27 protein-coding genes and 5 CRISPR repeat arrays (1 of these 32 running past the window's edge) are annotated in these 25588 nt (G+C 69.8%); of the genes, 15 read left to right on the top strand and 12 right to left on the bottom strand.

The annotated features are described in order from the left end of the window. Nucleotides 1-77: direct repeats of the CRISPR family, unit length 29 nt; unit sequence CGGCTCACCTCCGCCTGCGCGGAGCGGAC (it extends 746 nt beyond the left edge of the window). A 623-nt stretch (nucleotides 78-700) separates the two neighbouring features. The 6 genes from ACZ6MA_RS26355 to ACZ6MA_RS26330 all read right to left on the bottom strand — a co-directional run bounded on the left by ACZ6MA_RS26355 (nucleotide 701) and on the right by ACZ6MA_RS26330 (nucleotide 8592). Beyond that, nucleotides 701-892 carry a hypothetical protein gene (locus tag ACZ6MA_RS26355; RefSeq protein WP_466789759.1) on the bottom strand — a complete coding sequence of 64 codons (192 nt, stop codon included), beginning with the start codon at nucleotides 890-892 and terminating at the stop codon, nucleotides 701-703. 50 nt (nucleotides 893-942) lie between these two features. Further along, a complete protein-coding gene (locus ACZ6MA_RS26350) occupies nucleotides 943-1218 on the bottom strand; it encodes a hypothetical protein (protein WP_466789733.1) in 276 nt (91 codons plus the stop codon). 313 nt (nucleotides 1219-1531) lie between these two features. Beyond that, nucleotides 1532-1865: direct repeats of the CRISPR family, unit length 29 nt. Nucleotides 1866-2145: 280 nt separating this feature from the next. After that, a CRISPR array of direct repeats spans nucleotides 2146-2480; the repeat unit is 29 nt; unit sequence CGGCTCACCTCCGCCTGCGCGGAGCGGAC. Nucleotides 2481-4742: 2262 nt separating this feature from the next. Beyond that, nucleotides 4743-5443: direct repeats of the CRISPR family, unit length 29 nt; unit sequence CGGCTCACCTCCGCCTGCGCGGAGCGGAC. A 14-nt stretch (nucleotides 5444-5457) separates the two neighbouring features. After that, on the bottom strand, nucleotides 5458-5781 hold the full coding sequence (locus ACZ6MA_RS26345; protein WP_469436479.1) for a hypothetical protein: 324 nt from the start codon (nucleotides 5779-5781) through the stop codon (nucleotides 5458-5460). Between the two features lie 8 nt (nucleotides 5782-5789). After that, nucleotides 5790-6616 (bottom strand): IS5 family transposase gene (locus ACZ6MA_RS26340; RefSeq protein WP_469436712.1). Its coding sequence is split into 2 segments (ribosomal slippage): nucleotides 5790-6277 and nucleotides 6277-6616, totalling 828 coding nucleotides; the frame shifts between segments, so codons are not numbered across the junction. Between the two features lie 73 nt (nucleotides 6617-6689). Then, a CRISPR array of direct repeats spans nucleotides 6690-7328; the repeat unit is 29 nt; unit sequence CGGCTCACCTCCGCCTGCGCGGAGCGGAC. Nucleotides 7329-7474: 146 nt separating this feature from the next. Continuing rightward, nucleotides 7475-7705: a hypothetical protein gene (locus ACZ6MA_RS26335; RefSeq protein WP_469436477.1), complete on the bottom strand. Its 231-nt coding sequence runs from the start codon at nucleotides 7703-7705 to the stop codon at nucleotides 7475-7477. After that, nucleotides 7705-8592 carry a hypothetical protein gene (locus ACZ6MA_RS26330; protein WP_469436475.1) on the bottom strand — a complete coding sequence of 296 codons (888 nt, stop codon included), beginning with the start codon at nucleotides 8590-8592 and terminating at the stop codon, nucleotides 7705-7707. Before ACZ6MA_RS26330 ends, ACZ6MA_RS26335 begins: the two co-directional genes overlap by 1 nt. A gap of 259 nt (nucleotides 8593-8851) precedes the next feature. Between ACZ6MA_RS26330 and ACZ6MA_RS26325 the strand changes: the two genes are divergently transcribed. Beyond that, nucleotides 8852-9364 carry a hypothetical protein gene (locus ACZ6MA_RS26325; protein WP_469436474.1) on the top strand — a complete coding sequence of 171 codons (513 nt, stop codon included), beginning with the start codon at nucleotides 8852-8854 and terminating at the stop codon, nucleotides 9362-9364. 945 nt (nucleotides 9365-10309) lie between these two features. On the opposite strand, the gene ACZ6MA_RS26320 is transcribed toward ACZ6MA_RS26325, so the two are convergent. Then, the gene (locus tag ACZ6MA_RS26320; protein ID WP_469436472.1) at nucleotides 10310-10711 is read right to left on the bottom strand and encodes a helix-turn-helix domain-containing protein; all 402 of its coding nucleotides are present in this window, start codon (nucleotides 10709-10711) and stop codon (nucleotides 10310-10312) included. Between the two features lie 20 nt (nucleotides 10712-10731). Further along, complete coding sequence (locus tag ACZ6MA_RS26315) at nucleotides 10732-11097, bottom strand: hypothetical protein (protein WP_469436470.1); 366 nt, start codon at nucleotides 11095-11097, stop codon at nucleotides 10732-10734. Between ACZ6MA_RS26315 and ACZ6MA_RS26310 the strand changes: the two genes are divergently transcribed. Beyond that, a complete protein-coding gene (locus ACZ6MA_RS26310) occupies nucleotides 11096-11827 on the top strand; it encodes an HAD family hydrolase (RefSeq protein ID WP_469436469.1) in 732 nt (243 codons plus the stop codon). The two genes, ACZ6MA_RS26315 and ACZ6MA_RS26310, sit on opposite strands and share 2 nt — an antisense overlap. Nucleotides 11828-11831: 4 nt before the next feature. Further along, nucleotides 11832-12671, top strand: a complete 840-nt coding sequence (locus tag ACZ6MA_RS26305) for a DUF1932 domain-containing protein (RefSeq protein WP_469436468.1) — start codon at nucleotides 11832-11834, stop codon at nucleotides 12669-12671. A 7-nt stretch (nucleotides 12672-12678) separates the two neighbouring features. On the opposite strand, the gene ACZ6MA_RS26300 is transcribed toward ACZ6MA_RS26305, so the two are convergent. The 3 genes from ACZ6MA_RS26300 to ACZ6MA_RS26290 all read right to left on the bottom strand — a co-directional run bounded on the left by ACZ6MA_RS26300 (nucleotide 12679) and on the right by ACZ6MA_RS26290 (nucleotide 15218). Next, nucleotides 12679-13245 carry a phosphotransferase-like protein gene (locus ACZ6MA_RS26300; protein WP_469436466.1) on the bottom strand — a complete coding sequence of 189 codons (567 nt, stop codon included), beginning with the start codon at nucleotides 13243-13245 and terminating at the stop codon, nucleotides 12679-12681. Next, nucleotides 13242-14279, bottom strand: a complete 1038-nt coding sequence (locus ACZ6MA_RS26295) for an AAA family ATPase (protein WP_469436465.1) — start codon at nucleotides 14277-14279, stop codon at nucleotides 13242-13244. The genes ACZ6MA_RS26300 and ACZ6MA_RS26295 overlap by 4 nt, the downstream gene beginning before the upstream one ends. Before the next feature lie 183 nt (nucleotides 14280-14462). Beyond that, nucleotides 14463-15218: a GntR family transcriptional regulator gene (locus ACZ6MA_RS26290; protein WP_469436463.1), complete on the bottom strand. Its 756-nt coding sequence runs from the start codon at nucleotides 15216-15218 to the stop codon at nucleotides 14463-14465. Nucleotides 15219-15410: 192 nt separating this feature from the next. Here ACZ6MA_RS26290 and ACZ6MA_RS26285 point away from each other — a divergent pair, with 192 nt between their 5' ends. From ACZ6MA_RS26285 to ACZ6MA_RS26240, 10 genes are all read left to right on the top strand, one after another. After that, complete coding sequence (locus ACZ6MA_RS26285; protein ID WP_469436462.1) at nucleotides 15411-15608, top strand: hypothetical protein; 198 nt, start codon at nucleotides 15411-15413, stop codon at nucleotides 15606-15608. A gap of 319 nt (nucleotides 15609-15927) precedes the next feature. Further along, a complete protein-coding gene (locus ACZ6MA_RS26280; RefSeq protein WP_469436460.1) occupies nucleotides 15928-16746 on the top strand; it encodes a hypothetical protein in 819 nt (272 codons plus the stop codon). A 153-nt stretch (nucleotides 16747-16899) separates the two neighbouring features. Beyond that, on the top strand, nucleotides 16900-17340 hold the full coding sequence (locus ACZ6MA_RS26275) for a hypothetical protein (protein ID WP_469436459.1): 441 nt from the start codon (nucleotides 16900-16902) through the stop codon (nucleotides 17338-17340). 5 nt (nucleotides 17341-17345) lie between these two features. After that, nucleotides 17346-17612 (top strand): WhiB family transcriptional regulator, encoded by a 267-nt coding sequence (locus tag ACZ6MA_RS26270; RefSeq protein WP_469436457.1) that lies wholly within the window; start codon nucleotides 17346-17348, stop codon nucleotides 17610-17612. Nucleotides 17613-18018: 406 nt separating this feature from the next. Beyond that, nucleotides 18019-18222: a hypothetical protein gene (locus ACZ6MA_RS26265; RefSeq protein WP_469436456.1), complete on the top strand. Its 204-nt coding sequence runs from the start codon at nucleotides 18019-18021 to the stop codon at nucleotides 18220-18222. 104 nt (nucleotides 18223-18326) lie between these two features. Next, nucleotides 18327-18587, top strand: a complete 261-nt coding sequence (locus ACZ6MA_RS26260) for a hypothetical protein (protein ID WP_469436455.1) — start codon at nucleotides 18327-18329, stop codon at nucleotides 18585-18587. A gap of 155 nt (nucleotides 18588-18742) precedes the next feature. Continuing rightward, nucleotides 18743-19519 (top strand): hypothetical protein, encoded by a 777-nt coding sequence (locus ACZ6MA_RS26255; protein ID WP_469436454.1) that lies wholly within the window; start codon nucleotides 18743-18745, stop codon nucleotides 19517-19519. A gap of 241 nt (nucleotides 19520-19760) precedes the next feature. Then, complete coding sequence (locus ACZ6MA_RS26250; RefSeq protein WP_469436452.1) at nucleotides 19761-21617, top strand: DUF2637 domain-containing protein; 1857 nt, start codon at nucleotides 19761-19763, stop codon at nucleotides 21615-21617. Between the two features lie 114 nt (nucleotides 21618-21731). Beyond that, complete coding sequence (locus tag ACZ6MA_RS26245; RefSeq protein WP_469436450.1) at nucleotides 21732-22208, top strand: hypothetical protein; 477 nt, start codon at nucleotides 21732-21734, stop codon at nucleotides 22206-22208. Continuing rightward, nucleotides 22205-22513, top strand: coding sequence for a hypothetical protein (locus tag ACZ6MA_RS26240; RefSeq protein ID WP_469436448.1), 309 nt, complete (start codon nucleotides 22205-22207; stop codon nucleotides 22511-22513). Before ACZ6MA_RS26245 ends, ACZ6MA_RS26240 begins: the two co-directional genes overlap by 4 nt. A gap of 409 nt (nucleotides 22514-22922) precedes the next feature. On the opposite strand, the gene ACZ6MA_RS26235 is transcribed toward ACZ6MA_RS26240, so the two are convergent. After that, complete coding sequence (locus ACZ6MA_RS26235; RefSeq protein ID WP_469436446.1) at nucleotides 22923-23093, bottom strand: hypothetical protein; 171 nt, start codon at nucleotides 23091-23093, stop codon at nucleotides 22923-22925. 1272 nt (nucleotides 23094-24365) lie between these two features. On the opposite strand from ACZ6MA_RS26235, the gene ACZ6MA_RS26230 reads away from it, so the two are divergent. Next, nucleotides 24366-25130, top strand: a complete 765-nt coding sequence (locus ACZ6MA_RS26230) for a hypothetical protein (RefSeq protein WP_469436444.1) — start codon at nucleotides 24366-24368, stop codon at nucleotides 25128-25130. Between the two features lie 21 nt (nucleotides 25131-25151). After that, complete coding sequence (locus ACZ6MA_RS26225; protein WP_469436443.1) at nucleotides 25152-25571, top strand: conjugal transfer protein TraB; 420 nt, start codon at nucleotides 25152-25154, stop codon at nucleotides 25569-25571. The last annotated feature ends 17 nt before the right edge of the window (nucleotides 25572-25588 follow it).

Genomic DNA, 25588 nt, shown 5'->3' with positions numbered 1-25588 from the left:
CCTGCGCGGAGCGGACTCCTTGCGGGGCGGCTCGGCGCCAGCCGGGTACGGCTCACCTCCGCCTGCGCGGAGCGGACCCTTCGCGACCTGGGATGTTTGAGGGGCTTTGCTAATTCGTGACTTCGAGGAACGGGCTTCTGTGCCCATTGAATCTGATCGACGGCCTTGTGGCGGCTGTTCAGTAGTTCCGGACCGGGAGCGCTGGCAAGGCGAGGACTGGGCAAGCGTCCTGGCGTCCCCCTCGCCGGAGGCCAGGCCGCCCGTTCCCCTCCGTTGGCGTGAAGAGGATTCCTGCGAGTTTCCCTTGAGCTGCGGCCCCCGGGCTCACCTCCGCCCGCGCGAAGAGCACCCATCGGCAGCGAGCGAGAAGGACAACCTGGGCGGCTCACCTCCGCTTGCGCGGAGAGCACGCCGCGCTGTCGAGGACATCGCGACGTTCCCCTTATCGCCCGGCCACATGCCAGGCCGCTGCACATCGCCAAGAGGACGACGAGCGCCCAGCTCGCCACCGCCGGCTCGGCCGGGGCCCCAGCACGCCTCACCGAAGACCGCGGTCACGGCCCGGTCGGGAAAACTTTGGGACGTGGCCAGGTACCCGCTCCGGTGATCTGGGTGCCGCACGTACGGATGCAGTGCAGCAGCCGATCAGCCCGGCTGGCCGCAGCGGTGCGCCCGCCTGGCACGGGGAATCCACCTGGGGTCAGACATAGACGATGCGGACGACCGTGACGGTCAGAACGGCAGCACTGATGTAATAGCGGACAACAACCCCGCTGACGGTTGCTTCGCGCCGGTCAGCGTCATCCTTGACCGGGGCGGAGCCATAGCCGTACGGGCCGCTGGCTAAACGCCGCATTCCGGCGTCGAAGCTGACCCGCAGGGGCTGTGGCATCGCATTGCGAGCCTGATCGGCCGGCGGCGCGTACTGGATGCGGTAATGGCTCACGCCACCTCCGAGTCGCGGGTATCAGCCGGAACGGCGCCGATGTTCTCGCCGCGGGCAAGGCGCTCGAAAAGACGGTCATCTTCCTCATCGGCGCCGGTGCCGGCCAATGCCCAGCGGACCAGAGCGGCAGGCAGCTCAGCCGCAGGAACATGCTCGATCTCACGGTCGAACTCCCTGGCCTGGTCGGCGGCCATAGTGGCGCGGATAGCCGCAATGGTGCCGGGCAGCTCGACGAGCTCGCCCCCGATGACGGTCTTGAGGGTGGCGTCCACAGTGGTGGCCTCCTTCTTCCAGTCTCGTACGCTACGCCCGCCACGCGAGCCCGCGGGGCGCTTCGGCAACGACGGTCCCATGAGGTGCCAGGCCGGTGTAGTCCGCTCCGCAGTGGGCGGAAGGGTACCCACGCCGTCCGTCCGAGCGGCACCGCTACGGCACCCCAGGGCGCCAGACCCCCCCTCGGCCGCCAGACGCCGCAAGGTCCAGGCGCGGCTGGCGTCGACCGACGACGCCCTCCCCGTGCAGGCCGCCCCGCTCGCGCTGTTCTCGAGCGCCTGGCGGCCCTCGCCGAACAGCTCTTCCGGCTCTCGGCTCACCTCCGCCCGCGCGGAGAGCACCCGACGCCGTGATGAAGCAGGGCAGCACGGTGCGGCTCACCTCCGCTCGCGCGGAGAGCACTCGCACCCCCGCCCCCTGCGAGATCTGCACCCCGGCTCACCTCCGCTCGCGCGGAGAGCACGTCACCTTGCCGGAGCCGTCGACCGAGTGAATCGGCTCACCTCCGCTCGCGCGGAGAGCACACGGTGTGCATCAGGCGGGTCTCCCGGTCGGCCGGCTCACCTCCGCTCGCGCGGAGAGCACCAGGAGGTCGATTCGGTCGACGACATAGTTGCCGGCTCACCTCCGCTCGCGCGGAGAGCACCTTCGCGACCTGGGGTGTTGTGGGGGCTTTGCTAATTCGTGATTCACGGCACCTGGCTCTGTGCCCATTGAATCTGATCGACGACCCCTTGGCGGCTGTTCAGCAGTTCCGGAGCAGGAGCGCTGGCCAGACGTCAGCCTGACGGTCATTTCCTGGCAACCACTTTCGCAGACGAGGCCGACGGCACCCCTGCGCTCTGCGCATGCCCTGGCGGTCCGAAACGGCTTACCCAGCCTGCGCGGAGAGCACGACAGGATCGGACGGACCATCGCGTCGCGGGCCGGCTCACCTCCGCCTGAGCGGAGAGCACATCGTGACCTCGACATCACCGCCGATGACCTTCGGCTCACCTCCGCCTGCGCGGAGCGGACGTCAGCTTAGTAAGAACCTGTGTACCGAACTGCGGCTCACCTCCGCCTGCGCGGAGCGGACCCCGCCAGCCGGGACGACCGTGGCTACCTGTTCGGCTCACCTCCGCCTGCGCGGAGCGGACTCCAGCCGCGCTGAGAGACCAGCTCGATACAGCGGCTCACCTCCGCCTGCGCGGAGCGGACGGCCGGATGCGGAAGCGGCACTCGTCGCCTGGCGGCTCACCTCCGCCTGCGCGGAGCGGACCCTTCGCGACCTGGGGCGTTGTGGGGGCTTTGCTAATTCGTGACTTCAAGGAACGGGCTTCTGCGTCCATTGAATCTGATCGCTTGCCTCATGGCGGCTGTTCAGTGGTTCCGGACCGGGAGCTCTGGCAAGGCGAGGACTGGGCTAGCGTCCTGGCATCCCCCTCGCCGGAGGCCAGGCCGCCCGTTCCCCTCCGTTGGCGTGAAGAGGCTTCCTGCGGGTTTCCCTTGAGCTGCGGCCCCCGGCTCACCTCCGCCCGCGCGAAGAGCACACGTAGACGGGGGTGCGCCCCTTGCCGTCCGGCGGCTCACCTCCGCTCGCGCGGAGAGCACCCCCCGAGCCCGGTGATTCGGTACGAGACGGGCGGCTCACCTCCGCTCGCGCGGAGAGCACACGATGCCGCCGTTCGCGTAGACGTTCCCGCCCGGCTCACCTCCGCTTGCGCGGAGCGGACAGGTCTTCAACGGGGGAGAGTTCGGCGAGAGCCGGCTCACCTCCGCCTGCGCGGAGCGGACACGGGTTCGTACTTCTGGTCCATCCGCGGCGCGGCTCACCTCCGCCTGGGCGGAGCGGCCCCTTCGCAACCTGGGGCGTTGTGGGGGCCTTGCCAATGCGTGACTTCAAGGAACGGGCTTCTGTGCCCATTGAACCTGATTGACGGCCTTGTGGCGGCGGTTCAGTCGTTCCGGAGCAGGAGCGCTGGCAAAACGAGAACTGGGCAAGCGTCCTGGCGTCCCCCTCGTCGGAGGCCAGGCCGCCCGGTCCCCTCCGTTTGGCTCGGCGCGGCTGTGGCCAGCCTCGGCCCACCTCCGCTCGCGCGAAGAGCACGACAGGATCGGACGGACCATCGCGTCGCGGGCCGGCTCACCTCCGCCTGCGCGGAGCGGACCGACGGCGGCCGGGACGCTGGTGGAAGCACGCCGGCTCACCTCCGCCTGCGCGGAGCGGACACACATGGAGCAGATGCCCCCCTGACCAGGGGTGGCTCACCTCCGCCTGCGCGGAGCGGACCGGTGGTCTATGGTGGCCGGTCCGGGGCTTGCCGGCTCACCTCCGCCTGCGCGGAGCGGACCCTTCGCGACCTGGGATGTTGGAAGGGCTTTGCCTATTCGTGATTCAAAGAACTGGGCGCTGCGCCCATTCGATCGCACGCGGAGACCAGGCCTGGAGCATCTGGTCAGAGCGCTTGCCGACTGGGCTCACCTCGCCTGAGGGTGGCCGGCTCACCTCCGCCTGCGCGGAGCGGACTGGGCCGGCACCGCTGCCCTGCTCCGCACCTCCGGCTCACTCCGCTCGCGCGGAGAGCACAACCACGACCGCATCCGGGGGCGGGCGGGCTCCGGCTCACTCTGCTCGCCCGGAGAGCACTGGGCCTCGACCGACCACCACGTGTCGCCGACCGGCTCACCTCCGCTCGCGCGGAGAGCACTGACCCAGCGACGTGTACGGGCCCGCGTAGGCGGGCTCACCTCCGCCTGCGCGGAGAGCACTGGGCCATCTCGTCGATGCTCAGCTCGAAGAACGCCTCACCTCCGCCTGCGCGGAGCGGACGGCGAGACGTGAACACTCATGCTGCTCACCTCCGGCTCACCTCCGCCTGCGCGGAGCGGACGGATTCAGCCTGCGCGGCCTCGCGGAGAAGACCGGCTCACCTCCGCCTGCGCGGAGCGGACTACAGGACGTAGTCGCCCTCTTTGAACGCGGACGGCTCACCTCCACCTGCGCGGAGCGGACAGAAGACGGAAAGACCTGACAGATAATGACGAAGGCTCACCTCCACCTGCGCGGAGCGGACCCCATGAGGCCGGGAGAGGGGCGCGCAGACCCCGGCTCACCTCCACCTGCGCGGAGCGGACGCGCCTCATCCCCGCCCTCCAGCGTGCTCATGCGGCTCACCTCCACCTGCGCGGAGCGGACCGCTGACAGGCCCTCTTCTCGGCGGCCGCCTTCGGCTCACCTCCACCTGCGCGGAGCGGACCCCGTGAGGCCGGGAGACGGGCACCCAGACCCCGGCTCACCTCCACCTGCGCGGAGCGGACCCTTCGCGACCTGGGGTGTTTGAGGGGCTTTGCTAATTCGTGACTTTAAGGAACGGGTTTCTGTGCCCATTGAATCTGATGGACGGCCTTGTGGCGGCTGTTCAGTAGTTCTGGAGCAGGAGCGCTGGCAGGACGAGGACTGGGCAAGCGTCCTGGCGTCCCCCTCGCCGGAGGCCAGGCCGCCCGTTCCCCTCCGTCTGGCTCGGCGCGGCTGTGGCCAGCCTCGGCCCACCTCCGCTCGCGCGGAGAGCACTGGCGCTACCGCTTCGTCCCCGACCTCTGGAACGGCTCACCTCCGCTCGTGCGGAGAGCACGACAGGATCGGACGGACCATCGCGTCGCGGGCCGGCTCACCTCCGCCTGCGCGGAGCGGACCCTCACATTCGACGGTTTATTAGTAGCGGGAGCGGCTCACCTCCGCCTGCGCGGAGCGGACGGCGCCGACCGCCGGGCGCATCGCGTCCACCGCGGCTCACCTCCGCCTGCGCGGAGCGGACTGTCACGTACTTCTCATCAGCTTCTAGTGCACCGGCTCACCTCCGCCTGCGCGGAGCGGACCAAGTAAGGCTGAGTCAGATCGGAACATTTCGCGGCTCACCTCCGCCTGCGCGGAGCGGACCCCCGCCCCCGGCAGATCTCGCACCCCTTCTCCGGCTCACCTCCGCCTGCGCGGAGCGGACGGCCCTGTGCCGCCCATCAGGCGGGACATCCCCGGCTCACCTCCGCCTGCGCGGAGCGGACCTCGTGGCACGGCTCGGGGAGGACTGGGTCGGCGGCTCACCTCCGCCTGCGCGGAGCGGACGTAGCGGAGACAAAGGGGTTGCAGCCCGAAGACGGCTCACCTCCGCCTGCGCGGAGCGGACGTCGGTGGGAACGTCCCCGTCAGGCCACCGCACGGCTCACCTCCGCCTGCGCGGAGCGGACACTAAGAGGTCATCTCATTTGGTGGCTGTCTGCAGGGAATCCGCGACAAGGCGAGCCATCTCGTGCAGGCGGTGCCAGTACTCAGGGTGGTCCGCTTCACTGAGTACAGGTATGACCTGGTCCAGGCGGGCGATGCATCGAAGCAGACCGCTTCGACCTCGCGCTTCGAGCTCGCCGCCGTTCTTGATCCAGACAAAAACCCAGCCTGCGGTGTCCGAGTCCAGCATCACGAGGTCGAAGCCGGCCCGGTCCGCGCCTGCCAATCTGGGAGGAAAGGGCAATTTCATGAACTCTTGGTACAGGCGTGCTACGGCCTCAAGCGCAGTCTCTTTGCTCACGCTGATCATCATGGCGCAGCTTTCACAGCGCATGGAGTCGTCTTGAGTCTGCGGTAGCAGATGAGGGTGCAGGCGAGGCTGGTGAAGGCGAGGAAGTGCTCGGCCTTGCGTTCGTAGCGGCGGTGGAGTCGACGGCAGCCGGCGAGCCAGGCCATGGTCCGTTCGATGGTCCAGCGCTGTCGTCCGAGCCGCTGTGAGGTCTCGACGCCCTTGCGGGCGATGCGGTGCCGGATGCCTCGCTGTGCGAGCCATTGCCGCAGGTGGCGGTAGTCGTAGCCTTTGTCGGCGTGGAGCTTGCCGGGCTTGCGTCGGCGTCGGCCGCAGCGGGAGCGGATCGGGGGTACGCCCTTCACCAGCGGGATCAGGGCCTGGCTGTCGTGGAGGTTGGCGCCGGAGATTCCGACGGAGATGGGCAGACCGGTCCGCTCGGTGATCAGGTGGATCTTCGACCCGTACTTACCCCGGTCGACAGGATTCGGGCCTGTCAGGTCCCCCTTTTCATCGCCCGCATGTTCACCGAGTCGATCGCGCAGCGGGACCAGTCCAGGCCGCCGCGGGCACCGAGTTCGTCGAGGACCAGGCGGTGGAGCTTCGCCCACACCCTGGCCTTCGTCCACTCGGTGAACCGGCAGTGGGCCGTCGCCCCGGACGGCCCGAACGACGCCGCGGGCAGCTGCTGCCACGTGCAGCCCGACGTCGCTACGAACACAATCGCCGCCAGAACCTCCCGATCGCCGTGCCGACGTCGGCCACCACCCTGCGGCCGCGACGGCGCCTCCGGCACCACCCGCTGGAACAACTCCCATAATTCGTCGGGCACCAGCCGCTCAACAATCCCCACCACGGCGAACAGCCTACCCAGCCAAATGAGATGACCTCTAAGATCCTGTCTGACGTTCCGATAGAAACCGGCTCACCTCCGCCTGCGCGGAGCGGACGTGACCTCCAGCAACGAGTACTTGGCCATTGCCGGCTCACCTCCGCCTGCGCGGAGCGGACGCCATGTCATAGCTTCCCAATCCGTTACGTCATGGCTCACCTCCGCCTGCGCGGAGCGGACGATGGGTCAAGTTGAGCTGAACCGGCAGGTAGCGGCTCACCTCCGCCTGCGCGGAGCGGACACCGGATGCTTCCGCACGAAATGACGGAATGGCGGCTCACCTCCGCCTGCGCGGAGCGGACTTGTAGCCGGTGCCCGTCCCGATCTCCAGCACCGGCTCACCTCCGCCTGCGCGGAGCGGACAGAAATCGTCTTTCCCGAACCGGTGGCGCCTGCGGCTCACCTCCGCCTGCGCGGAGCGGACCGTATGAGCTTCCACCTGTAGAAAGGCGCAAGCGGCTCACCTCCGCCTGCGCGGAGCGGACGTTTCAGGCTGCAAGCGCATCCGAAGAAAATCCGGCTCACCTCCGCCTGCGCGGAGCGGACCGTCACATCTACCATCTCTGGCGTGTCATAAATGGCTCACCTCCGCCTGCGCGGAGCGGACGAAGCGGAGGAACAAGAACGCCAACGACAAGCGGCTCACCTCCGCCTGCGCGGAGCGGACCCTTCGCGACCTGGGGTGTTGTGGGGGCTTTGCCTATTCGTGATTCAAAGAACTGGGTGCTGCGCCCATTCAATCGCACGCGGAGACCAGGCCTGGAGGATCTGGAGCGCTTGCCGGCTGGCTCACCTCGCCTGAGGGTGGCCAGCTCACCTCCGCTCGCGCGGAGAACACCTGCGCTCGCGCTCGGCCTGCTCGGCCACCAGCGTCCCGAGCACATCGCCCAAGCCCAGCGGATCGCGCCCGTCGCGACGGGCCGGTCGTGCGGTGCGGGGCTTCGGCTGCTGCCCGCGGCCGCCGTTTACGCGCGCCACCTCCTTCGCAGCCCGCAGGGCAACCCGGGCCAGGTCAACGCCGCTGGGCTGCTGTTCCTGGGACATCAGGCCACCGCCCCGGCGAGCTCCTGGATCCGGTGGCGGGCGCACACGCTGCGGCTCGGCAGGGGTTCGCGGCCGCAGGAGGCGTTCCCGTCCGGGCCCGAGCAGACCGGGGCCTCGGTGACGCCGGAGGCTGCGGGCCCTTGGTCGGCGGCCAGGGCGGCGGCTTCCTCGCGGCACAGCTTGCAAAGGCCGCCCTCGAGGGCCCGGCCGGCCAGCAGGATCCGCACGCCACAGTCGCCGCAGGAGCCGCGCGGCGGACCGTCCGGCACCCCCTGCTGCACCACCACGGCCGGGGCCGGCCGGGCCATCGCGTCGTCCAGTTCGCAAGCTCCGCAGCGCCCTGACGGGCCGGGGCGGGTGCCGTGCTCGGGGCACAGGCCCTGGGCGATGCGCTGCTCGCGCTGCCTCGCGGCGGTCTTGTCCTGGACGACCTCCGCGCAGATCTCGCACGCAGCGCCGGTCCGCCAGATCACCCCGGCCTCGCAGTCCTGCAAGCCGCAGCCCCACCGGGGCAGCGCCACACCCAGCAGCCAGCAGCCAGGGTCCCGGATGTCGGAGAGCATCACCTTGGCCAGCCGAGCGGTCAGCCGGTGCTGCAGCCGCTCGGGCGAGGTTCCCTCACGCAGCTGGCAGCCCACCTCACGGGCCACCTTCCGCGCCACGAAATCGTTCACCTGCTCCAGCAGGAAGTGCACCGGCTCCAGCACGGCGTAGAGCTCCGCGTTCATCGCCAGACGCGGGCCGTCGTACGACTGGGCCGTAGCCCCGTTGCTGCTGCTGCGGTTCTTCGGCTTCGAGGGGGCGAGCTGGGTCTGTCCACCCGCGCGAAGCGCGAGACCACCGTCGCCCGCGACAGCTGGGGCTTCACCACCGGCAGGGTTTTCCACAGGCCCAGCGGCCTTACCTACCTGTACCTCGCCTACGGCGGGTGACAAGAGCACTCGCCCGTCATCAGGTGAGTCAGTCATAGGTACTTCCTTATTCGCGAGGGACCCCTCACCAACCGGGGAACCCGATCCCTCACCAACTTGGGAACTGCCCGCCCCCTCGGAAGCAGTGTCCACAGCCGCTCCAGCAGCCTCCGCAGCAGCGCCGCAGCCGTCGGCCGGGCCGTCCGTACGGGCCTCCGGAGCGAGGTCGTGCGCAATGTACAGGTTCCGGCCCCGCGCCCCCGCACGCCGCTGCACCGTCATCCAGCGCGCCGCCTCCACCTCGTCCACGACCGCCGACGCCGCCGTCACCGACAGCGCCTCGCCGGCCCTCCTGCCCGAGTGGTGCCGCAGACACGACGCGAGCTCCGCCTCCGTCAACGCGATCGCCCCCGCCTGCGCATACGCCACCAGCGCGTACACCCGAAGCTGCCGGGGCGTGAGGTCCTCCGCGGCCGCCACCGGCAGCCACACGAACGCCTCCTCCCGCGCCATCGGCCGCACCGTTCGCACCGCCGACTGCCCCGTCCCGCCCGGCAGCGTCCGGCGCTGTGAACGCAGCTCCACCACACCGTCCAGGCCCGGACGGCGCAGTTGTGTCATTCCCCGCTCCACCGACGCCGCCGACAGCCCCAGGTACGAGCCGATCGTCTCCGTCCGTGCCTGGCAGCCCTCCGGCCGCGATGCCAACGCCTTCACCTTCACGTACACCGACAGCGCCACGTCCTGATAAGCCGCCGACCAGACCAGACGCATCGGCACACGAACCCGCTGCCGACGAACCAGACCCGCCGGCGCAGCCATCGGCTCCACGACAGCACTCACCGGTCCACCGCCCCGGCAGGAGCGGTGGACACCGCAAGGGCCGAACATCCGAACATCGCCTGTGTCGCCATCGGGCCGGTGTACACGCCAAAGCGGACACCTCCCTGAGCAGGTAGAACGCGCGATTGTTCGTCCACCCCGCCACACGGGAAGCTGCCCCCAAAGACGCTCCCGTCGACGGACTTGCAGACGATGCCCGCGAGCGGGTGCACGAGCCGGGCCGACGGAGTCGCGACTGGGGTCGGCGAGACCGCTCCGAAAGCACCGCGCTTGTAGCTTCCTACCGGAAATCCAACTTCCGGTACGAACAGCGCAAAGAGGGAGGAACCGTACGCCGATCCCGTCACACGGGACGATCGCCACGCCCGAACCGGCATGAAACGGACAAGCTCAAGCTGACAGGGGGCGCCTCTGTCGTGCACTATGAGAACGACCTACCTTCCATATAGCTGGACCGACCAGAGCCCCTCGGGGCTGGACCGACCTCCAGGTGTGCGGATGGGTTGGGACCGCCCCCTTCGTGAGAAGAGGGCGGGCGCCGATCGGGTGGGGGGAGATTTCTCCGTCCCTCCCGGTGTTGCTGAACCGCGTGGCCCCTGTGGTGGGGGCCCTGCGGGTGATGCAAGTTACTGATCTGGCTGTGGTGGCCGTGGTTAGTGGCCGGTGGTGCAAGTGGCCCTGATGAGGGGCCGAGGTGAAACGAGCGGCTTGATAAGCCGCAGCTCAGGACCAGCCGCAAACTGGGATCTGAGCAGCCGACGCGGGTGGTTAATCCGGTCGGTAGACGGGCCGCGCGAGGCCAGCGGGTGGTAAATCCGCTTCGTGGCGCGCGCGGCCGATGGCCACTAGGTCATCCCGACCCCCTGGATTCAGAGGCCGGCGTCGTCATGTCCTCATCCGCTTCCGCGGCCGCGGGAAAGCGTTCCGCGAGGCCCTTGAGGAGACGCAAGTAGTTCTCGCGGTGCGGGCGTCGAGGGCTGGTCTGGCCCAATTCCCAGCGTGTGACTGCGACCCTCTTCACGCCCACGGCGTCTGCCACGTCCTGCTGAGTGAGGCCGGCCGCGAGGCGCAGCTTCGCGCGCACATGCGGAGGCGGCAGAACCTCGGGCAGGCCGTTCAGCAGCGCGTCGACCCGCTGCGAGCGGTCCGAGTCGGACATAGCCAAGTCCTCCATGATCGTTGTAACCATGAAAGATACACGATGCAGGTAACCTTTGCCGCCGCCGGACGGCATGTCGGCAGGGTCGTGCACGGGGGCGACCAGACGGGGTGTCATCCCTGCGCTGCCCATTCGAAAGAGTGGTGACCCGGGTGCCTGTCGAACAAGATGCAGACCTCGGACATGACCTGACCTCGGTCCGTTTCCTCCTGGCAGTTCCCCATCGGCACCACATCGCGACGACCGTTGGGGTCGTCCCAGCGGACCCACCAGGTCACGGCCTCGCCGTTGGCCAGTCGGCCGGCACCGAACGAATGTGAGGTGTCCCCGATGGTGTGGTGCGGTCCCTGGTGCCCGGACTGCAGTTCGCATTCCAGAACAAGATCGAGCGATTTCGACCCATGCGGGATCTCCGAGAGGAAGCGGATCTCCCGCTGGTCTAACGTGATGCGCTCTCCGCAAGCACGCAGCTTGGCCATGGCGTTCCTCTCCCGAACCGACGGGGTGGTCAGGCAATTGATCACGCTCGTAGCCGGCCGGGTAAGGTCCGTGACCGTGGTCGGCCGACTCGCGCTCTTTGACCTGGACGGCACGCTCGTTGACCGCCAGGAAGCGTTCAACGTTGCTGTGGCTGCCCTGTGCCGTACAAACAGCTACGGCGCCGAAGTCGAGCGGTGGATGCTCACCGAGCTCGCCGACCGGGCCAACGCCGCAGACTTTGCCCGACTGCGTGAGGTCTTCGGCCTGGACGAGTCCGTAGCGCAGCTCTGGCAGGCGTATGTCGATCGGATGGCCGCCGCCGTCACCTGTCGACCGGCCGTCCTCGAGGGCCTGGCTCATCTGCGCGCGGCCGCATGGACGATCGGCATCGTCACCAATGGGGCCAGCGACATCCAGCGAGCCAAACTCGCCGCTACCGGCCTCGCCGACCTGGTGGACGGCGTCGCAGTCTCGGGCGACCTGGAGATCCGCAAGCCGAACCTTCGCCTTTTCGAACTGGCGGCCACCCGTTGCGGAATGGACCTCGCCGACGGCGGTTGGATGGTCGGCGACAACCCTGTCGGGGACATCGGCGGTGGCGACCAAGCCAGCCTGCGCACCATCTGGCTGCGCGGCCGCCCCTGGCCGGACTACCTTCCCGCCGCGCACCACGTGGTCGACGACGTCACCGACGCCATCACCATCCTGCTCAACGAAACCTCGGAGTAGCACCGTGGACCAGCCCACCGTCGGCATCCTCCACCCCGGCAGCATGGGCGCCGCCGTCGCCGCCTGCGCCGCGCCCAACGCAGCCAAGGTCCTGTGGTGCGAGACAGGGCGCAGCACCGCATCCGTGGAGCGCGCCGCCAAGTTCGGTCTGACGCCCATGGCCACGCTGGCCGCGCTGCTGGACCGCAGCGACATCGTCATCAGCCTCTGCCCGCCAGCCGCGGCCGAGGACCTGGCCCGCGATGTCGCCGAGCACCGCTTCGCCGGGGTGTTCGTGGAGGCGAACGCCATCACCCCTGAACGAGCGCAGCGGATCGCCGGACTGCTCGAACCCGCCGCGACCGTCGTGGACGGCGGCGTTGTTGGCTCCCCGCCGGTTGGCGGTAAGACGCCGACCTTGTACCTGTCTGGCCCTGTCGCCGCGACTGCGCGCACCGAGGTGCTGTTCGCGGGCACTGCCGTCCGGACGGCAGTGCTGGGCACGGAGGTCGGGAAGGCGTCCGCGCTGAAGCTGGCATACGCGTCGTTCCAGAAGACGAGCCGGGTGCTGGTGGCGCTCGCAGTCGGGATGGCACGCGAGCACGGCGTCGACCAGGAGCTCATCGAGGTCGCCTCGAAGCGCACCGAGTCGTACCTCGCGGAGCCGGAGTACGTGGCCAAGGCGGCGGCGCGCGCCTGGCGCTGGGGCCCAGAACTGGGGGAGGCCGCCGACGCACTCGCGGCCGTCGGCCTCCCCCCGGAGATGCTGCGCGCGGCCGCGTCCACGTTGGCACGGTGGAACGACGTCAAGGACGACAGCGAGCTGACGCTCACCGACGCCCTGGACCGGCTCGCCCAGCCGTAGCCCGCGCTCATGCCGTCGCCGCCCCCGCCCGCCGCGCCAGAAACTGGTCGATGAGCCGAGCGGCGTCCTGCGGGGCCGTCGCCGCGGTGTCGACGGTCAGGTCCCAGGTCGTACCCGGGTGCTGGTCCAGGTCCTCGTGGGTTGCGTCCCACGCCGCCAGGCGCGCCTCGGTGTCGCTGTCGCCGCGTGCCGCCGACCGCTGCGCGGTCACCTCGCGCGGGCACCACAGCAGCACCACCGACCAGTCGGCCGGGTAGCCGTCGACCAGCGCGCGGATGCCGTCGATCTGCCCAAGGTGCACTACGGGCACCCCGGCTGCGAACGCCGCGTCTACGCCGGGCCGGTCGATCACGTACGTGTTGCCGTACCTGGTGTTCGCGTAGACGACGCCGCCCGCGGCCTCCAGCTCGCGCAGCTGTTCCGCGGTGCCCATCCGGTAGCCGGCCGACTTGCCGGACCCGACCTTGAGCCGGGCGAACTGCGCGTACTTCGCGTGCAACTGGGTGAGCGCGGCGGTGACGGTGTCCTTGCCCGCCGCCGGCGGGCCGTAAAGGATCACGCCCTTCGGGTTCACGCGTACATCGCCCCCATCGCCTGCCGGGCCTGGTCCGCGAGCGTCACCGCGGTCCCCAGCCGGTTGTCGACGACCAGGTGCGGCACGGCCGGACGCAGGTCGAGGTCGATCGTGGCCATGTACTCGTCCCACCGCTGGAGCTTCCACGCGTCCCGGGCCGCGGAGCGGAATCCGATGTACTCGCGCATCGACTGTTCGTCGCAGCGCACCCACACGGGGAATGCGTCGACTCCCATCGAACCCGCTCGGTTGGTCAGGCGCTGCATCCAGGCCGGGTCGGTCATCTCGGCAATGAACGGCGCGGTGAGCACCGTGGAGATGCCGCACTTGATGTTGGCCATGGCCGACTGCATCAGGCAGTCGTACTCCACCGGCCGGACCTTCTCGCGGTAGAGGTCGGTATGCCGATCGTTCGCGTCGCCGCCCAGCGCGACCAGGAGGCGCTCCACCAGCGGGCGCGTGAGCGGGTCCTTGTCGAGCAGCGGCCAGCCGGTGAGCTGAACGAAGAAGCGGGCGAGCTCGGTCTTGCCGCTGCCCGCGAAGCCGCCGACCAGGATGAGTACGGGGCGGTGCGGGTCGCCGCCCGTGTGCCGGCGCTTCCACGCGTCGATGATCCGCTGCTGCAAGTCGAAGTGGTCGGCCTCGTCCGAGCCCGGTGCAATGCGATGAATGGCGCGCTCAACAGCCAAAACGTGCGATCCGTTGAGGCGGTCGTCCAGCGGCGTGAGCTTGAAGGAGGACTCCTCACCAGGCAGGGCAGTGCGGAACCCCAAGTCGGGTTCGGTGGCTCGGTAGAGGAGGCAGTAGGCCCGCCGGTAGTGGGGACCGGGGAAAACTTCGCCCTGTTCGTGCTGCCACAAGGTCTGAGGATTCGCGGCGGGGATGCCCTTGAGCTTGGCCTGCTCGGCAACCGCTCGGAGGCGTTCGCCGGCTTTCTCCAGGGTCAGGCCGTGGGCCTCACGTTGCTCTCGGAGCCGATCCGGCCTCCACCCTGCTCGCTGCTTCCCCACCCTCTGCCCCTCCGTCACCGTCATGGGCGCGAGCCTAGAGCTCAGGCTCCAAATCCCGTGTGTACGTGGATGTTGAAAACCCGTGAACGGAAGTGCGTACGGGCTTCGACAAGCCGCTGTGATGTTCCGTTTCCACTGCCGCCGGTGTGATTGGCCCCACACAACGAATCGGTTAAAGGAGCGCGCATCGTGGTTGGAGCCCGGATCTCAGACATTGCTGCTATGCCACATGCCCGGGCGAAGGATGTCCTCCCAGACCTCCAGCGGACCGTCCTCGTCGGAATAGAGGGTGCGCAGCACAAGCACCGGGACCCGCACGTCAGGCGGTACATCGATCCCGAACTCGCTGAGCTCATTGTCGGAAGCGAGGCGTGCGGTGCTTCGCTCAGGGCCCGCGGTGACAGCCTTGCCTGTGCGCTCTGCGTACAGGTCGTGACGGAACTTCACCGTGGGCTCGGTTTGGAGAAGCTCCGGAAGAGCAATCAGCGCCCGCATGTGGATCACGTTCAAGGCGAGCACGGTGGGCTTGTCATCCCGTACGAACGTTCGGCTTCTCATCACCACCTCGTCGTACAGGTCGATGCCGAGGAGGTCCGCTATGTCGGGATCTGCGCAGGAGCGAAGGATGGCGCGCGAGTTCACGTAGTCCTCCCGAGGGGCGAGTGCCCGGCCCGTACGTCGGAGTCGCTCAAGACGGGCCGCGCCGGTAATGGTGCTCAAGGGTGCACTGTCGGGGCCCAGGACTGTGGTGCCGCTCCCCTGCAAGGTGCGTACGAGACCCTCGGCCTCCAGTGCTTGGTAAGCGCGATGGACGGTCGCGGTAGCGCCCTTGCCTGCACTGACCTGCGCCTGAACGGAAGGCAGCCGGTCACCAGGTGCGTACACGCCGCCAGCGATCTGCGCCGCGACTTCGTCGGCAAGTTGCCGCCACTTGGGTGGCTGCTTCGGGGCTGCGGGAGGCACTGGCAGCTCCTTCCTGTCGGAACGCTACCCAGTCAACAACATTCTAGAAGACCTTGACAAGTCTTCTAGAAGACTCCATCGTCGTAGGCGTCACGGCGCTCCGAGCGGAGGAACGCCGAAAGCGCTTATTTCGCCTGCCTGAATGCCCCTGACCGCTTCTGCACGGGCCCCTACTGAAGGGAGCACCACCCCATGAACATCACCGCCGCCGTCGCCGCGATCGAGGCCCGCGAGAGCCGAATGCTCGCCTCCTGCGACATCGCCGCCACTGACCCGACCGCCACCGAGCTGGTGCGCGAGCGCCTGGTCGACGTGCTCCTCCCCTACGCCGCGCAGCTGCGCATCGCGCCGCTGGCCACCGCCTGGGAGCCCTTGCCGCTCGCGGCCTAGCTCCAGCCGGGTCCTCACGGACCCGGCTCCCCCACCCGGAACCGCCCCGCGGCGGCGCCGGATGAGGGAGCCGGATCTCGGTCCCTGTTCCACCTGCAATACCAAGCTCCACCGCAAGACCGCAGGAAGGCGTCCGCCTCTCGGGGCGGCCGGGGTCGATAGCACCACCAAATCCCCCGGGCTTCTCGACTGACCTGCATGTACGTCGCAGCGCAGATGCGCTGTCCGTCCGTCAGGACGCCGGGTCTCCCGAGCGGCCTGACGGGCGGAGAGAGCACCGCGACGCATCCCCTGCCCCTCCGTACACAAGGAGCGCCGCATGTCCGTTTCGACCATGGACCCCACCGCCCGTCTCCGGAAGAGCCGGACCCGCACCAAGAAGGTCAGCTTCCGCGAGGCACTCACCATCTCCACCCTCCGCCCCCACCAGTACGACCTCCGTCCCCACTGCGCATCGCTGGTCTGCCCCGACTGCAACACCTGGGTGCCCATCACCGGCATCCAGGCCAAGGTCCACAAGCTGGTCCCGCACCACGCCGGCACCGCCCACGAAGACGCGCCGATCCGCTGCTCGGGCAGCAACCGGCAGGTCATCGTCAACGTGAAGTTCGAGGTGTGGGAGCGGCGGCTGCAGGAAGGCTGCGCGGAGACCAACGGGCGCCACTCGAACCGCGTCACGCGGAAGCCGAAGACCGCAGTCGCCCCGGCCGTCATGCAGATCCTGTCGCCGCTCCTGGACGCGAAGGCCGCGCTCAAGATGTACGAGGCCCACACCAGGAACTGCGCGACCTGCGCCCCGTCCGGCCGCACCCGCTGCGCCGACGGCGGCAAGCTCGCCCACCTGGTCGCGCACAAGCGGCGCACCGAGCCCGCCCGCCGTGCCGCCCTCACGGTCAAGGAAGAGCTGGCCGAACAGCGCGAGCAGGGGCTGTGGCTGCTGCGGGAGCTGAAGTGGGCGTCGACCGCCGACTCGGTCCGCCGGGCCGACCTCCAGAAGGCCCACGACGCCCTGGCCGCGATGCTCCAGTCGCTCACCCCGAAGAAGGCCGACGGCCCGCAGCTCAACGAATGGGAGCGCGCCGACCTCATGAGCGCGATCACGCTGCTCGCGACGACGGTCGAGCAGCTCAGCCGGTAGGCCCGGCACGAACGACCACGGCCCCGGCCACCCGATCACGTGGGGTGGCCGGGGCCGTGGCTGCTCGTACGGGCAGTCAGGTGAACGCAGCAGCCCCGGGGACCGTAATTCCCCGGGGCTGATCTCACGCACTGGACCCAATGGGAGGCCCAGATGACCGTCAGCATGACACAACGCATCCCCGCGGCCGCTTCCGACCCGCTGTTCCTCGAAGGCCTGCGCCGGGTCGTCGATGCCCAGATCGGACCGCGCCGCCCGGGGGCGATCTACCAGAACGTGGACGGGGCGTTCGAGGTCCTCGCCCTGGTCCGAGACCCGGAGGGGGCCCGCGCACTACTCCGACGCCGCGGCGCCCAGTGGGCCGTGATCGTCCGGGACGTGCTCCGTCCGGACAGCCAGCCCGTCGCGGTCGGCTCCGTGTGGACGACGTCGGACCACCTGGTCCGCGAGGCCGACACTCAGGCCTCGGCCGGGCAGGTCTGCAGGGACTGCGACGGGGAGCGCGGCCGGATGGTCGACACCAGCGCTGACGGCGTGACCCGCCAGACCTGGCAGACCTGCACCACGTGCAGCGGTACCGGACAGGCTGGGTGATGGCGGTGGACTGGCGTCATAACGCGGTCTGCCGCGAAGAGGACCCCGACCTGTTCTTCCCCGTCGGCAACACCAGCGCGGCCGTCCTGCAAGCCGAGGAGGCCAAGGCCGTCTGCCGACGCTGCCCCGTCAGGGAGCAGTGCCTGCAGTGGGCGCTCGAGTCCGGCCAGGACGCCGGTGTCTGGGGCGGGTTGTCGGAGGATGAGCGCCGGTCGCTGAAGCGCCGCGCCGCCCGCGCCCGGGCCCAGGCCAGGAACGCGGCGACGGCATGACCGACACCGATCGCCAGCGCCTGGAGGCCGAACTCCGCCGGACGAACGCACAGTCCGCAGCTGATCGGCGGGCCCGTGGCTGAGGACTTGTACGAGCGGTACATGAAGGCCGCGGCTGCGGATCGTGCACACGGTGAGACCTGTGCAGGGTGCTCGCTGGACGCACGGTGCGGCACCGGCCAGCGCCTGTATGAGTCGTTCGCGAGGCTCCAGGAGGCGCACATCAACCAGCTCCGGAAGCGGAGCTGACCCGCGGCGCGGGACGGAGTCGCGAGTCGATGGCCGTTCCGCGCTGCTCCTTTACGGCCGGTCGCCCGCCGCACGGGAGACCCGCCCACCCGATCGTCCTCTCGACCCGGCATGACTCAGGGCCACCCGTCCGCAAGAAAGAGGAACAGAGGAACAGATGACTCCTGCCCAGTTCCGTTCCCAGCACGGCGACAGCGACACCTGGGCCGCCGCCGACTTCGAGTCTTACGAGCATCTGGTCGAAGGCGCTGATCCGGACACCGACCGTGCCACGCGCGACCATCTGATCATCATCGGCCGACACGTCCGCGACGGCCGCGTCGTCGCCGGCCTCGCCGCCGCTCCGCGGTTCGCCGTGTGATCCGGTCTGCCGGTTGCCTGATCCGCCCGCCCCGGCCGCGTGCCGGGTCGCGCGGTGACGGGGAGCCGGACAGCCCGGACACAGCCATCCGAAGGGGCACACCAATGTTTACGGTTAAGCAGTTCCGCGCACGGAAGCGGCACATCCGTCTGATGAACGTCGCCTCGCACTTGGTCTGTGAGGCTGAGTCGCGCCTGATGGGTGAGCCCAGCCGAGTCACCGCCGTTACCGCCGTTGAGGTCGCCACGTTGGCGTTCGGCCGTCACCAGCTGCGCATCGAGGAAGCCGAGGCCGCAGAGTACCTAGCCGCCGCCCTTGTCGAACGGGGCCACAGCATCGATCACCTGCCTGCCGTCTTCACGTGATCAGCCGCTCCCGACGGCCGGGAGCGGCACAGAACCTCTTTCCCTCCCTATGGCACCTTCCGAGGCCGGCCGCCCGCACGACGGGCCGTCGGCCTTTCCGCACGGCCCAGCCCGGGAAAGGCCCGGCCGCTTCCTCTCAACTCACGGAGGGCCTCATGCCTCGCACCATCGCCCTGCAGCACCCCCTGGAAGACACCGGTCTCCCCCACCGGCAGGCCCCCGCCCAGCCGACGCCTGCGCCGGCCCCGGCGGTCGCCGACGTCGCCCGGTATCACCACCCGCACTTCGTGCGCGCTGAGCCCGGCCGGTCTGAGGGCGGGGTCCTCTACTACTTCGCTCTCTTTACCGGCCGCGAGCCCGAGCCTGAGGTGCCGCTCGCCGTCTACAAGGACACGGCGGTTACCTGGGAGCAGAGCCGTGAGCTCAGTAACCAGTACGAGGCGGCGCGGATCATGTGGTCCAAGGCCCGGCTCCGGCTGGAGGCCGCTCCCCTGCTGCGCAGGGCGGCGCCGTTGTGGGAGGCGTGGGCGTCGGCGCTGGCCGAGCTGCGCCGGGTGTTCGGGGAGTTCTGGAGCACTGCGGATGGTCAGTGGCGTGCGCAGTTGCTCAGGCTGACTGATGCGGAGCGTGCCGCGAGGACGGCGGCCGGGGCGTGGGACGGGCTCGCCGAGCAGCTTGCCAAGCTCGCCGACGCGCAGGTCCGGGTCGCCGGTGAGTACGACGAGCTGGAGCTGGGGGACGTCGCCCGGGAGATCGGCCTGGATGCCAAGGGCTGGTGGATCGAGCACATCTCCGAGTACGAGCTGACTCCCTACTCGCGGCACGACACCCCGGTGGTCGGCGACCTTAACCGGGTGATCGAGGAGCAGCGTGAGCGGCTGCGTGAGGTCGCCGGCCTCGCCGGTGACAGGGCCGACCGGGCGCTCGCCTGAGCTTCGCTCCCATCGGGCGGGAGCTGCGGGGCGTTTCGTGCCCGCCCCGCAGCTTTCCTTCAGTCCGGCTGCCCGCTTCCCGGCGGTCGGCCTTTTCGTGCGCTTGGAGCGGGTAGTGCCGGTGCCTGTTTCGCGAGCAACCGTTCGCACCGGCCGCCGTTTCGGGGACGCACTCCCTGCGTTTCGGGAGCACCGGCCGCTGTTTCGACCCCGCCCTGAACGATCCCTTCCGGAGGCCTCCATGACGATCACCGAATGGCCGCAGAGCGCGGTTCCCGACACCCCCGTTTCGCGTCCGCCGGTCCCCATTTCGGATGCGCCCGAGAAGGTTTCGGGTGCGGCCGTGGGCGTTTCGGGACCGGACAAGCGGAAGATGATCAAGCCTGGCCGTGACCGGCTGATGACCGCGCTGTCGTTTGTCGCTGCGATCGGCGGGACGCTGGTCGGCGTCATTGGTTTCGCGATGTCGTACAGCACCCTGGCCAAGGTCGCCCTGAGCTGGGGATTCAGCACGCAGCTGGCTCCCTGGTTCCCCGTTGGTGTCGACGCGAGCATCATCGCGTTCCTCGCGCTGGACCTGTATCTGATCCGTAAGGACATCGGCTGGCCGCTGCTGCGGATGGCCGCGCACGCCATGACCGGTGCGACGATCTGGTTCAACGCCAGCTCACAGGGCCAGATCGGCGCCGACCCGGTCAAGGCCGCTTCCCACGGTGTCATGCCGGTCCTGTTCGTGATCGGTGTGGAGGCCGCCCGCCGCTTGATCATCCAAAGGGCCAGGCTGGAGGCGGGGACGGCGGCCGACCGGATTCCGCTGCACCGCTGGATCCTCTCGCCGGTCGCCACGCCGCGGTTCTACCGCCGGATGCGGCTGCACGGGATCACCTCCTACCCGGAGATGATCCGGCGCCAGCAGGACCTCATCGGCTACCAGCAGTGGCTCAAGCGCAAGTACGACGGCGACCTGGACAAGGCGACCGAGGACGAGCTGCTGCCGATGAAGATGGCCGCCCACGGCTACACCGTCGCGCAGGCCCTGGCGATGCCTGAGCAGCAGGCTCGCGAGGCGGCGGCCCGAGCGGAGGAAGCCGAGCGCCGGCGCCTGGACGCGGAGACGCGCCAAGAGCTCGCGCGGAAGCAGGCGGAGGCCGACCGGCTGGAGGCGGAGGGCAAGCTCGAAGCCGTCCGCGCCCGCGTGGAGGGCGAGACTGGTCAGGCCCGCGCGCACGCCCGAGCCCAGGTCAGCGCTGCAGAGCGGGCCGCTGAGGTGGAGCAGCAGGCGCTCGACAATGCCGTGGTTGCCGAAGCGCGCGCCCGCGAGGCCGAGGCGGAGCGCAAGGAGGCCCAGGAGCGGAAGGCGGCGGCCGCCGCGGTTCTGGAGAAGGCCGAGCTCGAGCGCAAGGCCGCTGAGCAGCGCAGGGCGGTGGCCGAGGCTGACAAGGTCGCGGCGGCGGAGGCCGGCGCGATCGAGACCGTGCGGATCGCCGAGGCACGCAAGGCGAAGGCCGCCGCCGACCTGGAGGCGGCCGAGCTGGAGCGCCAGGCGGCGCAGAAGCGGAAGGAAGCTGCGGAGGCCGACCGGGTCGCTGCGGCGGAGGCGCAGGCCATCGAGACCCAGGCCGTCGCCGAGGCCCGCGAGGCCGCTGCCGAAGCGGACCGGCGTGCTGCCGAAACGGAGAAGGCCGCTGCCGAAACGCGGCGGGCCGCTGCCGAAGCCGACCGCAAGAAGGCGGAGGAGGACCGCCGCCAGGCGGCTGCTCTCGCCGACATCGCGCGCTCCCAGAAGGAGGCTGCCGAAGCCGAGCGGGCTGCTGCCGAAACGCGACGGGTCGTTGCCGAAATCGAGCGGGCCGCAGCCGAAGCCGAAGACGTCGCGAAGCTCAAGCCGCGCGAACGCGCGGTCCGCAAGGTCGCCCGCATGGCGCTGGCGGCCGGCCTCGTCGCCGACGGTAAGGACCTCGCCGGCATCCAGCGCGAACTGTCGGAGCTGGTATCCCTCGCCGACGTCCAGGGAGGTCTGAGCATCTCCTCCCCCGGCACCGCCTCGGAGTACCGCCATGAGGCAGCGGCGCTCCTCGCCGGCGGCTACCGGCCCTGATCCATCGTCCGGCACACACCAGTGAGGGCCAGCCCGCGCGAATCGGGCTGGCCCTCGCTGCGACTGCCGGAAGCAGTCACAGCCCCACCAGTACACCAGGAGGGAATCCCCGCCGTGAACAGCAACAACGACCCGAACTACTCCCCTCTGCGCGACGTGGCGCAGAGCCCGGAGGCGACCGCCCGGTACCTGGCCGATGTCCAGCGGGTCCTGCTGGACATCGGCAAGAACCTGGAGACCCTCGCCCACGAGACCCGCGTGCACCTGCGCGACACGCACGTGGAGGGCGACCGCTGGTACCACGCCAGGCTGCGCGCGCTGCCCGTCGAAAAGGCCCTCGGGAACGTGCTCAAGAATCTGAACAACCTCACCGCGGGCCTGGAAAAGAGCGCCTATAAGCGCCGTGCCCACGACGAGGCCGTTGTGAATACGAGCAAGGGCAGGAAGGAAAAGGAGATTGAAAGGCAGCGGAAGAAGAATCCGCTGACGCTCCAGGCCGCCCCCAACCCGCCCCAGCAGGGTGCGCAGCACCAGAATTCGGGGTACGGTGGGCCCACATCGATTTACGACCTTGGTCGGGAGTCGGCGTGAACCGCCCCCTCAGCAGCGCCGAACGGTCAGCCGAACGGCGTCAGAACTGGCTGAAGGAAGAGGCGAAGAAAGCCCGCGAATCTCGCGGCGAGGCAGGGCAGATGGAATTCTGGCTCCGCCTGGCGCGATCCCGAATGGCCAAGGACGTCAAAGCAAATCGCCAGGACGTGTACTCCGGATTCGCGCTGATCTGCCGCCTGTTCATCACGGCGCTGGACCAGCGAGTGGAGGGCGACGGACGGATCTGGAACGACCTGCTGCGGTACGCGGAGCAGGTCGTGGCGAAGCACCCCCCGCGTAACTGAACGTCACCAGCGAAGGCCCCGCCGGGCTCCGGCGGGGCCTCGCGCGCGTAAAGCGTGCACACGTGCACGTGCACACGCGTGCACACAGGACCCCACGCCCTGTCAAGTCCCAGGAGGGAGGTGCATCGTGTCCGATGTGGACGACCCGAACGGGATCCTGGTCCGCGGTCCCTGGCGCGATGACTCCACATACGTGCCACCGCCGATCCCGGATTACGGCGATACCATTCCATCGCCGGAAGACGTTCCCGAGGCTCCTGCGAAGTCGCCGGAGGAGACGACGATGGAACTGCCCCCGGTCCCCGCTGCCCCGGACCCGTCTACGGCCCTGCGCTCCGAAGGGATTACGTCACCGGAATTCAATGAAGATGACGGCGAATACGAGGAGGGCGAATATGTCCAGCATCGTTCACTCGCCGACCGTCTCGGGGACTGGCTGGAACTCCGGTTGGAAATGGCGCGGGCCAGGCATGAAAGCGAAGCGCCTTTCCGTGAGGCTGAAATAGCACGGAAGGCCGCGCTGCTGGAGGGTCGCACCGCGCAGGAAGTCGCGATGATGGAGCAGAACGGAAAGCTGCACGCCGCGATGATGAAGGCGAAAGGCGACAAAGCGGCAGCGCGCGGGAAGGCCGACGCCGACCGCATGAAGTCGACCGGCTCCGGCCTCGGCGCGGACAAGGGCCGCTCGAAGGCCGGCGGCGGGGGCGGGCCCTCCCGCGGCGGTGGCGGCACAGGGCCGCCCCGCAGTAACTCCGGATCGGGAGCGAACCGGCCTGGGGCCTCGCGCTCCTCCCACTCCGGCGGCACCGGTTCCGCAGCCGGCCGGGGAGCTGGCGGCCGGGGAGCGGGGACGAACAGCTCCAGTGGCACCGGCCCCCGGGGGAAGGGCTCCGGCCGCAACTCCGGGGCGAGCGTCGGTTCTAAGGGCGCGGCGAAGGGCCCTGACCGTCCCGCTGGCGGCCGCAGCGGTGCCGCCAAGGGTCAAGGAACGGCCGGTGGTTCCCAAGGCCGTCCAAGCGGCTCTGGCAGCTCTGGCGGTTCGGGTAAGGGCGGTTCGAAGGGAGACGGTGGCCACAAGGGCCAGAAGCGGAGCTCGAACGCTTCCAGTCCGGCGGCGGAGCGGTCCCGCGGGCGCCAGGAGCGGGCCGGCGCCCGCCAGGCCGCGCGGCAGCAGCGGCGCGCCGCCCGCCAGGCCGCCGGGCTCGCCGACCGCACCAAGGACCGTGAACAGGCCCGGGACAACCGGCAGGCTGCGCGGCAGGACCGGCTTCAGAAGAAGGCCGACCGAACGGCCGCGAGGAAAGCGAAGAAGGCGGCTGCGGCAGCCGCTGGCCCGGGCCGCACCACCCTGGGCGAGGCCCTTGCGGAAGAGGCGCAGCGGCGCTGGAAGAAGCGCCGGAAGAAGCCCGCCCCCCGGCCCGTCATCAGCGCCGCCAAGAAACGCAAGAGGAACAAGAGGAAGGGGAAAGCTGGTTCGGGGCCCGGGGCCGCGGGTTCTGGGGCAGGTGCCGGTACGCCGGGGGGCGGGGCGAGGAAGCCGCCCGGGAAGCCAGGACGCAAGGCCAAGAGGCCCAAGGTCAGGCTGAGGAAGCCGAAGTCTCCGAAGGCGAAGCGGAAGAGGCCGGGGGCTGCCGCCGGGGCTGGAGGCGGGCCCGGAAAGCCCACGGCCGGCCGTAGGAAGCTACGACTGAAGATCAGGCTGAGGAAGGCGAGGAAGCCGGGCCTCCAGCCCAAGAAGCCATGGGTGAAGTGGCCGAAGCCACCGAAGCCGAAGGCGAAGAAGCCGGCGGCCGCTGGGGCTGGAGGCGGGCCCGGAAAGCCTGGAGGTGGCCGCAAGGGGCCGCGCTTGAAAATGCCCAGGATCAAGCTGAGGCAGCAGAGGGTGAAGCGGCCGAAGGCCGGGGCGCGTAAGGGCGGGCCCGGTCCGGCCGGGCCGGGCGCGGCGGGTAAGGGCCCGGCGGGCGGCGCGGGTACGGCCGGCACGACGGGCGCGGGGGCGTGGTTCGCGATGGGGGTCCCCACCGTCGATTTTCCCGGACGGGAGCCGAAGCAGGCGCCGCCCCCGCCGCATCAGGAGCCCGACTACCCCGACGCGGTCATCGTGTCGCCCAGGGCCCTGCCTCCCGCACCCGAGCCGCACACCCAGCGGCCCGGCACCACCCAACCCACCAGCACGGAAGGGAGCAGCGTGAGCAGCGCGCAGGTCAGCAGGCCGTCCGGCGGAGGCGGCCTGGCCGCTCAGCACCGCACGGACATCACGTTCGATGGCTACCTGATGGAGATGGCGACCATCGCCCTCCAGGCCGCCTCCGACCAGGAGCGGGCCGAAGCCCTCGCCGAGGCCCTGGACAAGGTCGCCGACGCCCTGCGGGACATGGCCACCGACCTGGTCGGCGACCACAACGTCAGCACCCAGGTCACCGAGCTGATCTCGGACCTGGCCGACGCCGCGGCCCGCATGAAGCAGCAGGCCGAACGGTGCGCGAGCGAGTGCGCTCTGGCCCTGGAGGCCGCCAAGCTCGCGGCCGCGATGGTCGCGCGCGTGTACGGCGAGGACATGGCCGCGAAGGAAGACGCGGGCCTGACGTACGCGTCGGCCGCCGCCCACCACGACTAGAAGCAGGGAGGAAACCCGCTGATGAGCAGCGACCCCGCACCCCGCACCGGCGGCTCGGCGCCCGCCGTCGCCGACGGCGACAACCGCTACAAGGCCGTCCAGGCCAAGCTCGGCGCCCTCGGGCGCGCGCTGGACGACGCCGGGCTCGGCCTGGAGGAGCTCGTGCGCAGCGTCAGGAGGAACGCCAAGCGGGCCGAGGACGTGGCCCGCGACATCGACAACGCCGGACTCGACGCGAAGTTCGTGGAGCTGACCAGCAACGTCGCCGTCGCCCTCGGCGGCGCCGGGGTGCAGGTCAAGAAGCTCTCCGACACCGCGCAGGAGACCGCCGACCTCACCCACCAGACCCGGCACACCCACGCCCGGCTCTACGGCGCGCTCGACGACATCCGCTCCGGCCGGCGCGAGAAGACGCCCCGGCCCGGGTTCTTCACCCGCTGACCCCCACTCCCCCACCC

This window comes from Streptomyces sp. NPDC042259, assembly GCF_055582085.1.
This window is presented reverse-complemented; position numbering and strand designations above follow the sequence as displayed.

Coding starts and splice junctions, on each gene's coding strand:
- ACZ6MA_RS26335 (WP_469436477.1), bottom strand. CDS start 7,705: ATGTCCCAGGAACAGCAGCCCAGCGGCGTTGACCTGGCCCGGGTTGCC.
- ACZ6MA_RS26250 (WP_469436452.1), top strand. CDS start 19,761: ATGACGATCACCGAATGGCCGCAGAGCGCGGTTCCCGACACCCCCGTT.
- ACZ6MA_RS26275 (WP_469436459.1), top strand. CDS start 16,900: ATGACCGTCAGCATGACACAACGCATCCCCGCGGCCGCTTCCGACCCG.
- ACZ6MA_RS26295 (WP_469436465.1), bottom strand. CDS start 14,279: ATGACGGTGACGGAGGGGCAGAGGGTGGGGAAGCAGCGAGCAGGGTGG.
- ACZ6MA_RS26230 (WP_469436444.1), top strand. CDS start 24,366: ATGCCCAGGATCAAGCTGAGGCAGCAGAGGGTGAAGCGGCCGAAGGCC.
- ACZ6MA_RS26315 (WP_469436470.1), bottom strand. CDS start 11,097: ATGGCCAAGCTGCGTGCTTGCGGAGAGCGCATCACGTTAGACCAGCGG.
- ACZ6MA_RS26255 (WP_469436454.1), top strand. CDS start 18,743: ATGCCTCGCACCATCGCCCTGCAGCACCCCCTGGAAGACACCGGTCTC.
- ACZ6MA_RS26280 (WP_469436460.1), top strand. CDS start 15,928: ATGTCCGTTTCGACCATGGACCCCACCGCCCGTCTCCGGAAGAGCCGG.
- ACZ6MA_RS26285 (WP_469436462.1), top strand. CDS start 15,411: ATGAACATCACCGCCGCCGTCGCCGCGATCGAGGCCCGCGAGAGCCGA.
- ACZ6MA_RS26310 (WP_469436469.1), top strand. CDS start 11,096: ATGGCGTTCCTCTCCCGAACCGACGGGGTGGTCAGGCAATTGATCACG.
- ACZ6MA_RS26225 (WP_469436443.1), top strand. CDS start 25,152: ATGAGCAGCGACCCCGCACCCCGCACCGGCGGCTCGGCGCCCGCCGTC.
- ACZ6MA_RS26260 (WP_469436455.1), top strand. CDS start 18,327: ATGTTTACGGTTAAGCAGTTCCGCGCACGGAAGCGGCACATCCGTCTG.
- ACZ6MA_RS26265 (WP_469436456.1), top strand. CDS start 18,019: ATGACTCCTGCCCAGTTCCGTTCCCAGCACGGCGACAGCGACACCTGG.
- ACZ6MA_RS26325 (WP_469436474.1), top strand. CDS start 8,852: ATGTACAGGTTCCGGCCCCGCGCCCCCGCACGCCGCTGCACCGTCATC.
- ACZ6MA_RS26355 (WP_466789759.1), bottom strand. CDS start 892: ATGCCACAGCCCCTGCGGGTCAGCTTCGACGCCGGAATGCGGCGTTTA.